This window comes from Burkholderia sp. S-53 (genome assembly GCF_025560745.1).
In the GTDB taxonomy this organism is placed as follows: Bacteria; Pseudomonadota; Gammaproteobacteria; order Burkholderiales; family Burkholderiaceae; genus Burkholderia; species Burkholderia pyrrocinia.
In genome coordinates, this window is the sequence record NZ_CP090484.1 from 2073350 (window position 1) to 2087368 (window position 14019).

Genomic DNA, 14019 nt, shown 5'->3' on the forward strand with positions numbered 1-14019 from the left:
CCTTCTAACCTGTTCTGCCGAGTTGCGAATAATCGGTGACATTGGATTTGTGTCGTCCGACCGTTGGCGTTGGATTGATATTCGGACGAATCCGATTTATTCCTGCCTTGGTTGTTATTATCCCAAGCGAGTGGCGGGCAGAAAATTGGACAACGTTCAATTCCTGCGTCAAAAACATGGGACAAGTACTAAATTTTTTGCTTTTGTCCCCTTTTTTAACAATTGAAATGCAACAGAACCGCAGCGGCGGTGCGGCAGGCGTCATGAGCGTCCGCCGTGCGTCGCCGATTCCTGGCAGCGGTTTTCGGGGCCATATCCGCCGGGAACAGGGCAGGCAAAGAGCGCGCAAAATTGCAGGATTTCATGTGCGGTCAAGGGGAGCGCATCCGGGTACGCGACAGCCGGAGCCATCGATTCGATGCCGTCACCATGGGGCGCTCAATCCAGATATGGCAGACATAGCCGGACAAGCAGACCACGCCAAGGATCGCGCACGTATTCGCGACACCTGCCTCCGTCTGAAGATTCGCGCGCAACCCGACGATTTTGTCGGCGACGCCGATGACATACGGGTGAATCAGATAAATCGAATAACTGGCGCCGCCGAGCGAAGCGACGATGCGGTTCGAGAGCGACCGGTTCCGCATGTCGAGCGCGACCAACGAGACGATCAGCACGCACGCCGGTATCCCCCACAGCGCGATACGCGTGAACGCTTGGGGCGTGCCGAACATCGCATGGGACAACGGAATGGCCGCGACGGCTGCTGCTGCGGCTAACGCCCATACCGGTACGGCGATTCGCTGGGCGATGCCGGTTTGCAACGCCCGATACGCGAGGACGCCAAGTCCGAACTCCAGCACGAACGGTTGCCCGAGATGGTGGACGACGGTGCCGGGCGTGCCGTCGATTGCTGCCCACAGGCAAAGCAACGCGAGCATCAGCGCTGCGAATGCAGTCGCGTGGCGCGAGCGGACAAACCCGAGGCTTGCAGCAACGACGAGATAGAACAGCATCTCGTACTCGAGGGTCCAGCCGTTCAGGTTCAGCGGCCCCCAATGACCGTTCTCCTTGACGTAAGGCACGAACAGCAGCGATTTGACGAGGTATTCGGGCGCGGCCGTCGTGGTGTTCAGCCAGTGCGGACGCAGCACGGCGATCGTGTAGATGCCGAGCGTCGTGACCCAGTAGAGCGGCACGATCCGGACCAGGCGCTTGCGGAAGAACGCACGGCCTTCGTCCGGCGCGACCCACGACATGATGAACCCGCTGATCACGAAGAAGACGTCGACGCCGGCCTGGCCGAACGGCAGCACGTGCATGTGATACGCGACTACCGCGAGTGCCGCGAATGCGCGGGCAGCCTGGATATTGGGGAAGAACGCGCGTTGGCGCACATCGTCACGCATGGCGATCTCCCGACGGGACTGCTCGCGACACTGCCGGACGGTCGTGATGGCCGGCGGCGACGTCGGATGCGCCGGACGTACCGGATCTCCGCCCCGGCCGATGCGCCGCACGCGACGCCCCCACGAACTGCATCGCACACAGCAGCGACACGCTCGACAAATGGCGCGTATAGCTGCCCAGATCGGGCTCGAACAGCATCGACACGGCGACATGCCCGATGACGAGGGCGGCGAGCACTTCACGGGCGGGACTGCCATCGCCCCGCGCGCGGCGCCACACGGCGGCCAGCGCGATCCACACGAACACCTGCATCGCGATTTCCTTCGGCCCCGGTGAAAACAGCACCGGCAGATTCAGGCGTAGCACCGCATACAGGTAGTTGACGCAGAACGCGACGAACGACACTGGCTCGGCAGGGTTGCGGAAACTGGTGCGCGCGCCGAACGGGGAGCCATGGGCGAGATAGTCCGCCGCCATGTCGCGCGGATGCTGCAGCAGGTAATACACATCGTTAGGCAGCAGGAAGAGCGCCAGCAGCACGGCAAGTATCAACACGATCCTGCGCGGCCATGCACCCTGCCGGAACAGCAGCACGCCGAGCGCGATCGCGGGAATCAGCGCGAAATAGCTGCGTACAAAGGCTGAATAGGCGCTGTACAGCACGACGGCGGCCGCGATCGCAACGAGCACGGCGTGGCGCTGCGCGATCCGCGCGAGCACGATGGCCATCAGCACGACGAGCGTGTCCTTGCTCGCGACGAACAGGTTGAAGAACACGCACGGCGCCAGCAGCACCATGCAGGCCGCCATCGAGCCGACGCGCCTGCCCTGGCCGAGCATGTACCCGATGCAGAGCGCGCCGACCGAAGCGACGAACAGATGCGTGCCGGTTGCGCCGAGCGCGGCGTAGAGCCGCGCGACCGCGTCGAACGACGTACCTTCGTAGGTGCTGGCGCCCCCGATCTGGCTCTGGATCTTCTCCGCATCGCGAAAGACGAACTCGGGCAGGAACGCGCCGGCTTTCGCATAGATGCCCCAGTAAGCCAGCACGGTCAGCGCGGCGACGGCGCGTATCAGGCCGCGGCTGAGCCGCGGGCCCGTACAAAGCAGCCTATCCAGCATGATGCGGCTCCGTGGCGGGCAGGATGTGTCGATGCCGGCGCGCAAGTCGTGCGACGCTCAGCGCGAGCATCGCGGCGACCACGACGCTTGTCGCCAGATGGGCGAGCGCGGCGCCCATGATGCCGTCGCGTGCAATCAGTTGCGATGCAACCGGCAGATACAGCAGCGCGATCGCCGTCAACGCGGCCAGTACGAAGCCGCCACCACGCAGTGCGATCGCGGCGGCCCACAGTACGTCTGCCACCGCGCGCAAGACGAACGACCCGAGCAGGACCGCGAGCAGCGCGGCGTGGCCGGCGTCCGCCAGCTCGTGCGCGAAGGCGAACAGGTCGCGGTACACGACAGCGATGGCGGTCGATGCGAGCAGCGTCACGGCCGTGCTGGCCGCCGCCGCATGGCGGACCTGGCGCAAGAACTCGCCGGGCGTGGCGGCCAGCGTACGCACGAAGCGCGGGCCGGCCGTCGCGACGACCGTCGCGAACGCGACCGTCTGCACGGCGTTGGCGATCGACCATGCGAACACGTACTGGCCGAGTGCGTCGGCGCTCACCTGGCCGCCGGCGATGAAGCGTTCCGCGTATTGCAGCACCACGAGGAGCACGCCGGCCGCGTAGAAGGGCAGCCCGTGAAACCAGACCGGGAATATGCCACCCGAATCGGCCGCGCTTCCGGGGAAACGGATGCCACGGACGCGGTGTGCGAACGCATCGATCCGGCGCAGGCACGCAATCACGACGAGTACGTTGGTCATGACCCAGATCGCGAACACCGTTTCGATCGATTGCACGATGCCCGCGAGCAACCCCGCGCACGCGATACCGGCCCACGCGCCGGTGCGGACGAACAGCAGCAGCGACGCGGCACGCGGCCGGTGCAGCGAGAACAGCCATCCGTTCGCCTCGAATGCCGCGTGCTCGGACAGCGCGACGAGCAGCACGCTCCACGCAAGCGACACCGGCAGCCCGAAGCGCGCGAGCAGCGCGGCAGCGGTTTCGTTCAGCGTCGCGATGGCAAGCGCGGCGGCGAGCAGCAGGTAGAGCGCGCCATAGGCGACGCACAGCCGGCGCGCATGGTCGATCGCCGGTAGCGGGTTGGCCTTGCTCAGGCGCCGGTTGAGTTCGGGGCCGAAGCCGAGGCCCAGCACTTTCGATGCGATCACCGACGCGGCGACCGCCAGCCCGTACGCGGCGATCGCGTCGAAGCCGAGCGCGCGCGCGACGACGATCGCGAGCGCGAATTTGAGGCCGAGCGCCGAGAACCGCAGGAGCAGGCGTGTCAGCATCGTTCGCCCTTGTCGGTATCGAGCGCGGCGCGCAGTGCATCGATCACGCGCACGCGTGCCGCGCGAATGTGGGCGAAGCCGGTTTGCGCGGCGCCCCAGAATGCGGCCGTCGCGCCGGGCGCGAAGATCGTGGCGGCGACGGACGCGGGATCGAAGTTCGCGCCGTTGACGACCCAGTCGCCGAGCTGCATGTCTGCATAGGCGCCGAAGCCTTTGCGCTCGTAGCTGACGTGGAATGCCGGCACGCCATGCAGGATCGATTCGAGCGCGCCGTGCAGCCGCACCGATACCGTGACGTCGGGCCGGTCATGCTCGAGTAGCGCCCGGAGCGGCACCAGTGCGTCGCGGATGCCGAGGCGGTGGTAGTACGCAAGATCGTCGTTGCCGCGCCCGGTGCTCTGTACCGCGAAGCTCACCCGGCACGATGCGCTCGCCAGTTTGACGAGCTGCCGGATCGATGCGTCGTAGCGCGCGCGTTGCGCGGCGGACCATGCGGGTGCGCGACGCAGTACGAACGCGACGTGCCGCACGCCTTGATTCGCGCCTGCTGCGCGCGGCAGGATCGCGTCATGGCGATGCTCGAAATCGAGCACGGCGAGATCGGGGGCGCGCCGAGTATTCGGATTCGCGGCGAGGAAGGCTGCGGAGCGATCGTCGCGAACGAACACCGTATCGAACGCGGCAAGCAGCGAGCGCAGGTGCGCGCCGACCGGGCCTGCCGACAGCGTGGGCCCGATACTTTGCGGCAGATACACGACCGGCTTGCCCGACGCGTGCGCGGCGCGCATCTGCAGCAGGTGCCCGGCTTCGAGCTTGAGCGCCTCGAGCGGATTGCGCGCGCGCAGGTAGCCGCCGCCGACGCCGACGATCAGGTCGGCCTGCTCGAGCAGGTCGCCGAGCGGGCGCAGCCCGCCGTTCGTGCGTACGGGCAGCGCGGCGCCGGCAGCGGCGGCCAGCCGGCGCCAGCCGCCATCGGCGAGCACGGGGGCCGGGCGCACGTCGTCGTGGCCGGGAAACGACGCGGGATCGGCGGCGACGATCGACACGCGCGTGGCGTCGCCGAAGGCTTCCCGCAGCAGCGAGACGGACAGGTCGACCAGCAGGCCGTCGCCGGCGTTGCTGGCGCTGTACGCGTGCAACAGCGCGACGTGGGGGGAGGAAGTCATGCGAGGTGTCCTTGAACGAGTGCGCGGTACAGGTCGTGCGTGCGCCGGACCATCGTCGCGGCGGAGAAATGCTCGAGCGTCGCCGCGCAGTGCCTGCGCATGGCGAGGCGCCGTTCCGCGTCGCGGGCGAGCGCGACGACGGTGCGGGCGAATTGCGTCGTGTCGTCGTCGTTCGGCACGACGGCGCCGATGCCGTGCGTGTCGACCAGTTCGGTCACGCCCGCGACGCGTGACGCGACGATGGGCACACGCGCGGCCATCGCCTCGAGGCAGACGTACGGAAACCCTTCATAGCGGCTCGGCAGCACGAACAGATCGAAGGCGGAGAAATAGCGGCTGGCGCGCTCGACCGGGCCGGCGATGTGAAGATTGGGCGGCACGTCGTCGGCCTCGGGGCCGGCCGTGGCCGGGAAGTCGCCCGGGCCGATCGCAATGAAGCGCACGTCGAGGCCGCACTGGCGATAGACGCCGCGCGCGATCCGCACGAGCCGATCGACGCCTTTCTGGTGGCTGAGTCGCCCGACGAAACCGACGACGATCGCGTCGTTCGGCAGGCCGAGCGCCAGCCGTGCGTCGCGGCGCGGCAGCGTCGCGGTTGCCGGGACGCCGTTGACGATCGTCGCGACGCGATGCGCGGGGATGCCGAGCGCGTCGTGCAGATGCCACGCTTCGTCGCGCGAGACGGCGACGATCCGATGCGAGCGGAAGTGGCCGAGCAGCGCCTCGATCGTGCCGTACACGCGACGTTGCAGGCCGCTCAGGGTCGGGTTGAGCGTGTAGATCGCGTGCGGCGTGTACACGTGTCGCCACGGCCCGACGCACAGGCGCGCGATCGCGCCGGCTTTCGAACTGTGGCTGTGCACGATGTCGGGCCGAATGCGCAGCAGGCAGCGATACACGTGCGCGACGGCCAGCGCGTCGCGCCAGCCGACCGCGCGCCGCATCGGCACGTGGTGCACGCTCGCGCACAGCGACAGCACGCGTGCGTCGAGGATCGTACCGTCGAAGCGCGGCCCGCGCGGCACGATCAGGTGCAGTTCGACGCCGCCGGCCCTGCTCAGCCCGTCGATCAGGTCGGCGAGATGGACGGCCACGCCGCCGCCCGCCGCTTCGACGACGAGCGCGACACGCAGCGGCGGCGTGCGGCTCGCACGGAGCGTCACGGGCGTACCTGCGGCGGGGCGTGCCGCGATGCGCGCGGCTTCGCGGGCGGCCGGACGTTCGAGATGACGGGTATCGTTCATCGCTGCGCGCCTCGCCGGAAGCGTGCGGCGAACGCGCGCAGCGACTGTCCGATCGACACCGCGACACCGCAGCGCGATGGCGCATAGCGATACTCCGTGTAGCGATACGCACCGTAACGCGAGCCATAGCGACCCGAGCGCGGATCGACGCCGTTGAGCAGCACGCCGCTGGCTTCGACGCCGTTGTGCGCGAGGCGCCGGATCGCTTCGTCGAGTTCGGCGACGCGGGTCGATGCCGCGCGGGCCGCGAGCAGCACGGTGCCCGCATGGCGGCCGAGCATGACGGCGTCGGTGACGGCGAGGATCGGCGCGGCGTCGATCACGACGAGGTCGTAGCGGGCCGACAGCGTATCGAGCAGCGCGCCGACGCGATCGTCGACGAGCAGTTCCGCCGGATGCGCGGGGATCGCGCCGGTCGGAATGAAGTCGAGGTTGGGGATCACGTCGCGGCGGATCGCCGCATCCGGCTCGGCCGCACCCGACAGCAGCTCGGCAAAACCCGGCTCACGGCCGACGCCGAGCGGGTCGTGCAGGTAGCCGCGGCGCAGGTCGCCGTCGACGAGCAGCACACGCTCGCCGTTGGCGGCCAGCAGCGCCGCGAAATTCGACGCGACGAACGACTTGCCGGCACCGGGCACCGGGCCGGTCAGCAGCAGCACGTTGTTGCGCGCACGCTGCATCGCGAAGCGGAGCGCGGTGCGCAGGCTCCGCAGGCTTTCGACCGCCGGATCGTGCGGATGGTGCACGCTCAGCAGGTGCGGCCCCGGCAGGTTCTGCGCGATGCGTCGTGCGACCTGCCGCTGGCTGGCCGATTCCGGAACGGTCGCATAGACGTCGATACCGAGCGGCCGCTCGATCTCGTCGGCGCTGCGGACACCGCCGAACAAGGTGTCGCGCACGAACGCGAGCGCGACGCCGAGCGCGAGACCGAGCAGCGCGGCGGCCACGATCACGACGGGCCGGTTCGGGCGTACCGGCTCCTCGGGCGCGACCGGCGTGTCGACGAGCCGCACGCTGCCGGTCTTGCCTGCCTTGACGAGCTCGAGCTGCTGCGCGTTGGCGAGCAGCGCCGTGTAGAGATCGGTATCGACCTTCACGTCGAGCATCAGGCGCAAGGCAGTCTGCTGCAGGTTGGGCAAACGTCTGACCTGCTGTTCGAACGACTGCTGCTCGCGCGCGAGCGTCGCGATCTGCGCGTCGAGCGCAATCATGTCCGGATGGCCCGGCGCGAAGCGCGCGCCCATCGCGTCGCGCTTCTGCTGCAGTTCGAGCCGGCGCGTCTTCGCGTCGGCCGATTGCTGCAGGATCAGCTTCGCCTCTTCGTCGAGGTCGATGGCGCCGTTCGCGTTGCGCATGTTCGTGTAGCGCTGTTCCGCATCCTGCAGCTGCTTCTTGAGCACCGGCAGCTGCGCATTGAGGAACGCGAGCGATTGCGCGGCATCGGCGGACTTGCGCTCGATGTGCTGGCGCACGTAGTGGTTTGCGACGGCTTGCAGCTGCGCTTGCACGCGCTGCGGGTCGGCGCCGCGCAGCGTCGCGACGATCACGCCCGATTGCTTGATCTTTTCCTGGACGTCGAGCCCGCGACGCAGCGCATCGATCGTGCCGGCGCGCGATTCGCGCACGAGCGTGAAGCGGGTGTCGGGATATGCGTCGATGCGGGTGACTTCGATGGCGATCGGGCCGTAGGCGGTCGCGAACGTCTCCGGGTGACCGAACGTACCCGTGACCGGCTCGCGCAGCGCGGCACCCGTCAGCCGGTAGCGCCACGCGTCGAGCAGCGAGAGTTCGAAGCGCTCGCCCTCGAGCGGCTTCGGTACGTCGAAGCGCGCGAGTTCGGCGCTTTCCTCGCCCCATGCGTAACCGCCGAGACCCAGCAGGCCAGGGCTTGAGACTCCGGTGTTGAAGCGCGACACGAATTCGCCGACGACCGGGAAGCGCTTCGGCTGTGCGACGATATAGCTGCGCAACTCGTCGACCGCGCGCGTGACGACGAGCCGCGACGCGAGAATCTGCGCTTCGGCCGCGGCGCTCGACTTGATGTCGAACAGTGACGACACGTCGCCGAGCACACTCTTCGCGGCCGACGAATCGCCGCTGTCCTCGACCTGCACCATGATGTCGGCCTGGTACTGCCGTGGGGCGAGGAACGCATACAGCGTGCCGGCGACCACGCAGGCGGCGGTGACGACGGCGATCAGCCGGCGCCGGGAAAGGAGCAGGTCGATCGCGCCTGCAAGATCGAGCTCGGCGTCGCGGTCGTGCGGACGCTCGTGGGAAGATGGGGTTGTCATCGGGTCGAATCGGAAAGGACAAGCGTGGAAGGGGCGGCCGGCGCGATGCGTGCGCACCATGCGGCGACACCGCGCTCGATGTGCCGCAGGCTGTGTTCGAAAGACGCGCGCGGGCCGAGGTACGGGTCCGATACGTCGAAGCCGCGTGTGCGGCCGTCACGCGGATCGGGCATGCCAAGCAGGAACACGCGGCCACGCAGCGCCGGCAGGCGGCGCTCGAGCGAGCGTTGCTGGTCGAGGTTCATCGTCAGGATCAGGTCGGTGCGCGTGGCGAGCCCGGGCGGCAGGCGGCGCGCGCGGTGCGCGGCGATGTCGAGGCCGCGCTCGCGCATCAGGTCGACCGCATGCGGATCGGCCGGCTGGCCGTCACGTGCGCCGAGGCCGGCCGATTGCACGTCGACGCCCGGCAGTCGCGCGCGGAACAGCGCTTCGGCCATTGGGCTGCGGCACACGTTGCCGATGCACACGACGAGCAGCGTGGCGACCGCGCTCATTTGACGGCGAGCGCCGCGGTGGCGCTGGTGTTGACGCCCGGCAGCAGCAGGCTGAGCACGCGGCTGAAGCGCACGAGGCCGCTGCCGTCGACGTAGACGATGTCCTTCGGCCGCAGTTCGAATTCGTTCGCGAGCACCATCGACACCGGCGAGCGCGCATCGAGATGGAACACCTGCGGGCTGTCCGTGCCCGACCCGCGGATCACGAACATCTGCGCCGCGTCGGCCGTGCCGGCGTTTACGCTGCCGGCCTGCGACAGCGCGTCGGACAGCGTCAGGCGCCCGTCGCGTTGCGGCACCGCGAGCGACGGCTTGTTGACTTCGCCCATCACGTACGCGCCGTAGTCGCTGCGGGCCGGCACGTGCAGGAGATCGCCGGCGGCGAGCACGATGTCGGCCGGATTGCGGCCGTGCCTGAGCATCCGGCTCAGGTCGAGGGGATAGGTCACGCCGCCGCGCACCAGCGTCATGCGGCTCTGGTCGGCGGCCGGGCTGAGGCCGCCCGAGCGACCCAGCGCCTCATAGAGCGTCATCGGCACGTCGTTGACGGGCTGCGCGCCCGGCGTACGGACCTCGCCGTCGATGTAGACCTGTTGCGAGCGGAACGACGCGACGCGCAGCGTCACCTGCGGGTTGCGATACGCGCGCGACAGCGCTGCGACGATCCGGGCTTGCGCGGCGTCGGCGGTCAACCCCGCGACGTGCAGGGTGCCCGCGAACGGAAACGACAGGTTGCCGTCCGGATCGACGACGAACCCGGACGCCGGGTCCGCCGCGCGCGGCGCGTTCTGCGGCGCGGCGCCTTGCGAAGCGGCGAGTTCGGGGTGATCCCACACGGTGACCTGCAATACGTCGCCGGGGCCGATCCGGTACGGGCCGGGCGGTGCGACGAGGCGGTCGGATTGCCCGGACTGTTGCTGGGCCGATTGCGCATCGAGCGCGCGAATCAGGCCGGCATCGATCGGCGTGATGCGGAACGAGGGGGCGCCGCTGCCAGCCTGCGTGTCGGCCGCAGCGGAGGGCGGGCCCATCCGCATGCCGGGCGCGAGTGCACAGGCCGACAGCGCGACGCTCGTGGCCATGGCCAGCAGCATGCGCGCGCAGCGCGGGCGGGCATGCTCCGCGCGGACGTCTTTTGGATTTATCATAAGTAATCCTTATCAGGTGGCGGCGCGAAATGAATCCGGTGCCGCGTGCGTGTCAGTACGCGTTGCCGTGCATCCAGCCGCGTACGACCGTGGCCGCGACGATGCGCATGTCGAGCGAGAACGACCAGTTGCGCAGGTAATGGAGATCGGCCTCGACACGGAGCTGCATCTTTTCGATGGAGTCGGTTTCACCACGCAGCCCGTTGACCTGCGCCCAGCCCGTGATGCCCGGCTTGACGCGATAACGATGGATGTAGCCGTCGACGATCGGCTGATACAGGTTGTCGTGCTGGAGCGCATGCGGGCGCGGCCCGACGACGGACATCTCGCCGCGCAGCACGTTGATGAATTGCGGCAGTTCGTCGAGGCTCGTGCGGCGCAGGAACGCGCCGATGCGGGTCACGCGGGGATCGTCGCGTGTGGCCTGCCGGACTTCGCGGCTGTCGTCGTGAAGCCGCATTGTGCGGAACTTGAGGATCGTGAAGGTGTTGCCGTTCGCGCCCTGGCGCTGCTGCCGGAACAGCACGGGGCCTTTCGACGACAGCCGGACCGCCGCCGCGATCGCGACTAGCAGCGGCGCCGTACCGACCAGAACGGCCGCCGAGAACAAACGATCGAACACGGCTTTCTGAAGCAGCGCTTGCGACGACAACGGCGACGCGACGAGGTTGATCGCCGGCGCGCCGACCAGGTCGACCATGCCGGTGTCGAACATCGACACGGTGCTGACGTCGGGCATGAGCCGGATGTTGACGAGATCGTTGCGGAACGCATCGATCACGGCCATCACGGTGCGCGCGTCGCCGATCGGCAGCGCGAGCCAGACTTCCGGAATCGCATGCGTTCGCACATGACGCGCGAAAGCGTCCAGCGCATCGAAGTGCGGCACGTCGGTGTGGCCTTCGCGGCATGCGACGCCGGGGTCGAACGTGGCGACAGCGCGGAAGCCTGCCGACGGCATCCCGGCGATCCGGTCGCGCACGGCGTCGCAATGCGCACCGGTGCCGACGATCGCGACCGGGTAGCCGCCTTCGGGCGGACGACCGATCCGGTCGAGCGTCCGGCTGGCGACGAGCCGCGCTACGCAGAGCGCGACGCCGCTCGTCACCGTCCAGAGCAGATACCAGTTCGACGGCGTGCTCGACGCGGGCGACAGCGCGCGCATCACGAGCGCCGCGCAGGCTTGCGCGAGCAGCCACGCGAGCGCGGTCAGGACGGTGGCGCGTCGTTTCGAACGGCCGCGCGGCATCCGGTAGATGCCGAATGCGGGGAACAGCACCAGGGCGAACGTTGCCGCGCATGCGACGGCGGTCAATTCGGGCGAACGGTCGATTCGCGTGTCGGGCAGGACCAACGCCGCGGCGAGCGCACCGATCGAGATCAGCGCGACATCGGACGCGCGTGCGATCGATCCCCCCGTGATTGACGACACCTGCGTGTGCCGGACTTCGAATGACGTATCCATATGCCCCGTTGCTGTCGTTCTGTCGGATGGGTAGCGTCGGCCGTTGTCCCGACGCGGCGCAGCACGGCGCACCCGGACCGGGCCGGGTGTCGCTGCTGCTTCCAATGCGTGGGATGGGCAATCGCTGGACGATGACGCTGCTTGATTGGCCGGACGGTCGCGCGTCTCGCATCGGCGGTTTCAACCGTGCCGTTGCGGGCGAATGTTTGCGAAACGTTGCAATCGACTCGACCCGGTCAATTTTCGGCAAGCAGAGGGGCGATTTAAATAGAACGCCTACTAAATGAGGCGCTCATAGACTCGTACGCGTACGAATGATTCAAGACTGCGTCGTAGCGTCAATGTGTCGACGCGGACGAGTCCCGTTCGGCACGGACGTGCGTCAAGACGCGCGAAGCCGCTTGAACCCGGTGGCGGCGGTAGTTGGATGCGCAGGGGGAAAGGGGGGGCGTGACGCGACCGAGCGGCGCGCGGCGAACGGTGGGCAGGTGGATGGCAGGGTGCGGGGTATGGGACAAAGCGGCGCCGGCCCGACGTCAACGGTCGTCGACTGGGCCGGTGCCGCGACGGCGTGCGCAGGCGCGCGCGCCGGGCTGCGAGCGGGTGCGCGTCACCCGTTGCGGAAAATCTCCGCGTAAGCGCTCAACGCCGGCACCCCGCCCAGATGCGCATACAGCACCTTCGACCCCGGCTCGAATTCGCCGCGCCGCACCTTGTCGATCATCCCGTGCATCGATTTCCCTTCATAGACGGGATCGGTCAGCATGCCTTCGAGCCGTGCGCACAGCCGGATCGCTTCGAGCGTGCCGTCGTTCGGCAGCCCGTATTCCGGGCCCGCATAACGCGTGTCGAGCACGACGTCCTGTTCGTCGATGCGGCGTCCGAGTTCGACGATTTCAGCCGTGTGCCGCGCGATGCGCGTGATTTGCGCATGCGTCTTCTCCGGCGTCGCCGACGCGTCGATGCCGATCACCCGATCCGCGCGCCCGTCGGCCGCGAAGCCGACGACCATGCCGGCCTGCGTGCTGCCCGTCACCGAGCACACGACGATGTAGTCGAATTTGAAACCGAGCTGGGCTTCCTGTGCGCGCACTTCTTCAGCGAAGCCGACGAAGCCGAGCCCGCCGAGCGGATGCTCGGAGCAGCCGGCCGGAATCGGATACGGCTTGCCGCCCGCCTGCCGCACGCTTTCCATCGCCTCTTCCCAGCTGCGGCGAATGCCGATGTCGAAGCCGTCCGCGACGAGCCGCACGTCGGCGCCCATCATCCGCGACAGCTGGATGTTGCCGACGCGGTCGTACACGGGATCGTCGTAGTTGACCCAGTGCTCCTGCACGAGCACGCATTTCATCCCGAGGTGCGCGGCGACGGCCGCGACCTGGCGCGTCTGGTTCGACTGGACGCCGCCGATCGACACGAGCGTGTCCGCGCCCTGCGCGAGCGCGTCGGGGATCAGGTATTCGAGCTTGCGGGTCTTGTTGCCGCCGAACGCGAGGCCGCTGTTGCAGTCCTCGCGTTTCGCATACAGCTCGACCTTGCCGCCGAGATGCGCACTCAGGCGCTTGAGCGGCTGGATCGGCGTCGGGCCGAACGTCAGCGGATAGCGGGGGAAGCGTTGCAGGTTCATCGGGTCGGTCTCCGGAAAGTCTTGGGTCGCACGGGAATCGGTTCGCTCGGGGCCGTCACGCATGCCGGCATCCGATGGAAAAATGATAGGCAAGCAGACGAGAAATGAGCTTGCGAAATAAATATCGTTGGCCTACGTTGATGAAGTTGAAATCGCCAATGGCGCAATACAAGTTCTCTTGAATGGAGGAAGACGCAATGAAATTAGGCAGCCGATCGACGGCGGCACCCGATGCCGCGCCCACGCTCGATCGCATCGACCGCGCGATCCTCAGGCAGCTTCAGCAGGACGCATCGATCTCGAACGTGAGCCTCGCCGCGAAGGTGAAGCTGAGTGCGCCGGCGTGCCTGCGGCGCGTCGAGCGGCTCAAGGAGATGGGGATGATTCGCGGGATCGTCGCGCTGCTCGACCCGAAGCCGCTCGGCGCCGGCATGCTCGTCGTGATCGGCTTCGTGCTCGATCGCTCGACGCCGGAGGCGTTCGCCGCGTTCGAGAAGGCCGCGCAGAAGGTGTCGGGATGTGTCGAATGCCACGTCGTGACCGGCGAGTTCGACTATTTCATGCTGGTGCGCACGCGCGACAACGAGAGTTTCAACCGGCTGCACGCGGAGCAATTGATCTACCTGCCGGGCGTGCGGCAGGTGCGCTCGTTCATGGTGCTCAAGGAGATCCTGTCGACGCACGCGCTGCCGGTGTAGTGGAGCGCGCGCGACGAGCGGCGCGTGACGCGTGGCCGGGCCGGGCACGCCGCATCAGCGGCGCACCGG

At 68.1% G+C, this 14019-nt stretch carries 11 protein-coding genes; 1 reads left to right on the forward strand and 10 read right to left on the reverse strand.

Annotated elements, in window-relative coordinates:
• Positions 1–371: 371 nt before the first annotated feature.
• From LXM88_RS31460 to LXM88_RS31505, 10 genes are all read right to left on the reverse strand, one after another.
• Positions 372–1409, reverse strand: a complete 1038-nt coding sequence (locus LXM88_RS31460; protein ID WP_262543328.1) for an acyltransferase family protein — start codon at positions 1407–1409, stop codon at positions 372–374.
• Positions 1402–2532: a hypothetical protein gene (locus tag LXM88_RS31465; RefSeq protein WP_262543329.1), complete on the reverse strand. Its 1131-nt coding sequence runs from the start codon at positions 2530–2532 to the stop codon at positions 1402–1404. Before LXM88_RS31465 ends, LXM88_RS31460 begins: the two co-directional genes overlap by 8 nt.
• A complete protein-coding gene (locus LXM88_RS31470; RefSeq protein WP_262543330.1) occupies positions 2522–3814 on the reverse strand; it encodes a lipopolysaccharide biosynthesis protein in 1293 nt (430 codons plus the stop codon). The genes LXM88_RS31465 and LXM88_RS31470 overlap by 11 nt, the downstream gene beginning before the upstream one ends.
• Positions 3808–4980 carry a polysaccharide pyruvyl transferase family protein gene (locus LXM88_RS31475; RefSeq protein WP_262543331.1) on the reverse strand — a complete coding sequence of 391 codons (1173 nt, stop codon included), beginning with the start codon at positions 4978–4980 and terminating at the stop codon, positions 3808–3810. The genes LXM88_RS31470 and LXM88_RS31475 overlap by 7 nt, the downstream gene beginning before the upstream one ends.
• On the reverse strand, positions 4977–6224 hold the full coding sequence (locus LXM88_RS31480) for a glycosyltransferase family 4 protein (protein ID WP_262543332.1): 1248 nt from the start codon (positions 6222–6224) through the stop codon (positions 4977–4979). The genes LXM88_RS31475 and LXM88_RS31480 overlap by 4 nt, the downstream gene beginning before the upstream one ends.
• Positions 6221–8518, reverse strand: a complete 2298-nt coding sequence (locus tag LXM88_RS31485) for a polysaccharide biosynthesis tyrosine autokinase (protein WP_262543333.1) — start codon at positions 8516–8518, stop codon at positions 6221–6223. Before LXM88_RS31485 ends, LXM88_RS31480 begins: the two co-directional genes overlap by 4 nt.
• Positions 8515–9012, reverse strand: a complete 498-nt coding sequence (locus LXM88_RS31490) for a low molecular weight protein-tyrosine-phosphatase (protein WP_262543334.1) — start codon at positions 9010–9012, stop codon at positions 8515–8517. Before LXM88_RS31490 ends, LXM88_RS31485 begins: the two co-directional genes overlap by 4 nt.
• Positions 9009–10160 (reverse strand): polysaccharide biosynthesis/export family protein, encoded by a 1152-nt coding sequence (locus tag LXM88_RS31495; RefSeq protein ID WP_412524147.1) that lies wholly within the window; start codon positions 10158–10160, stop codon positions 9009–9011. Before LXM88_RS31495 ends, LXM88_RS31490 begins: the two co-directional genes overlap by 4 nt.
• A gap of 52 nt (positions 10161–10212) precedes the next feature.
• Positions 10213–11625 (reverse strand): undecaprenyl-phosphate glucose phosphotransferase, encoded by a 1413-nt coding sequence (locus LXM88_RS31500; RefSeq protein ID WP_262543335.1) that lies wholly within the window; start codon positions 11623–11625, stop codon positions 10213–10215.
• 610 nt (positions 11626–12235) lie between these two features.
• Positions 12236–13252: a 1-aminocyclopropane-1-carboxylate deaminase gene (locus tag LXM88_RS31505; RefSeq protein ID WP_262543336.1), complete on the reverse strand. Its 1017-nt coding sequence runs from the start codon at positions 13250–13252 to the stop codon at positions 12236–12238.
• Between the two features lie 197 nt (positions 13253–13449).
• Here LXM88_RS31505 and LXM88_RS31510 point away from each other — a divergent pair, with 197 nt between their 5' ends.
• A complete protein-coding gene (locus LXM88_RS31510) occupies positions 13450–13950 on the forward strand; it encodes an Lrp/AsnC family transcriptional regulator (RefSeq protein WP_262543338.1) in 501 nt (166 codons plus the stop codon).
• The last annotated feature ends 69 nt before the right edge of the window (positions 13951–14019 follow it).

Coding starts and splice junctions, on each gene's coding strand:
- LXM88_RS31470 (WP_262543330.1), bottom strand. CDS start 3,814: ATGCTGACACGCCTGCTCCTGCGGTTCTCGGCGCTCGGCCTCAAATTC.
- LXM88_RS31465 (WP_262543329.1), bottom strand. CDS start 2,532: ATGCTGGATAGGCTGCTTTGTACGGGCCCGCGGCTCAGCCGCGGCCTG.
- LXM88_RS31500 (WP_262543335.1), bottom strand. CDS start 11,625: ATGGATACGTCATTCGAAGTCCGGCACACGCAGGTGTCGTCAATCACG.
- LXM88_RS31490 (WP_262543334.1), bottom strand. CDS start 9,012: ATGAGCGCGGTCGCCACGCTGCTCGTCGTGTGCATCGGCAACGTGTGC.
- LXM88_RS31510 (WP_262543338.1), top strand. CDS start 13,450: ATGAAATTAGGCAGCCGATCGACGGCGGCACCCGATGCCGCGCCCACG.
- LXM88_RS31505 (WP_262543336.1), bottom strand. CDS start 13,252: ATGAACCTGCAACGCTTCCCCCGCTATCCGCTGACGTTCGGCCCGACG.
- LXM88_RS31495 (WP_412524147.1), bottom strand. CDS start 10,160: ATGATAAATCCAAAAGACGTCCGCGCGGAGCATGCCCGCCCGCGCTGC.
- LXM88_RS31460 (WP_262543328.1), bottom strand. CDS start 1,409: ATGCGTGACGATGTGCGCCAACGCGCGTTCTTCCCCAATATCCAGGCT.
- LXM88_RS31485 (WP_262543333.1), bottom strand. CDS start 8,518: ATGACAACCCCATCTTCCCACGAGCGTCCGCACGACCGCGACGCCGAG.
- LXM88_RS31475 (WP_262543331.1), bottom strand. CDS start 4,980: ATGACTTCCTCCCCCCACGTCGCGCTGTTGCACGCGTACAGCGCCAGC.
- LXM88_RS31480 (WP_262543332.1), bottom strand. CDS start 6,224: ATGAACGATACCCGTCATCTCGAACGTCCGGCCGCCCGCGAAGCCGCG.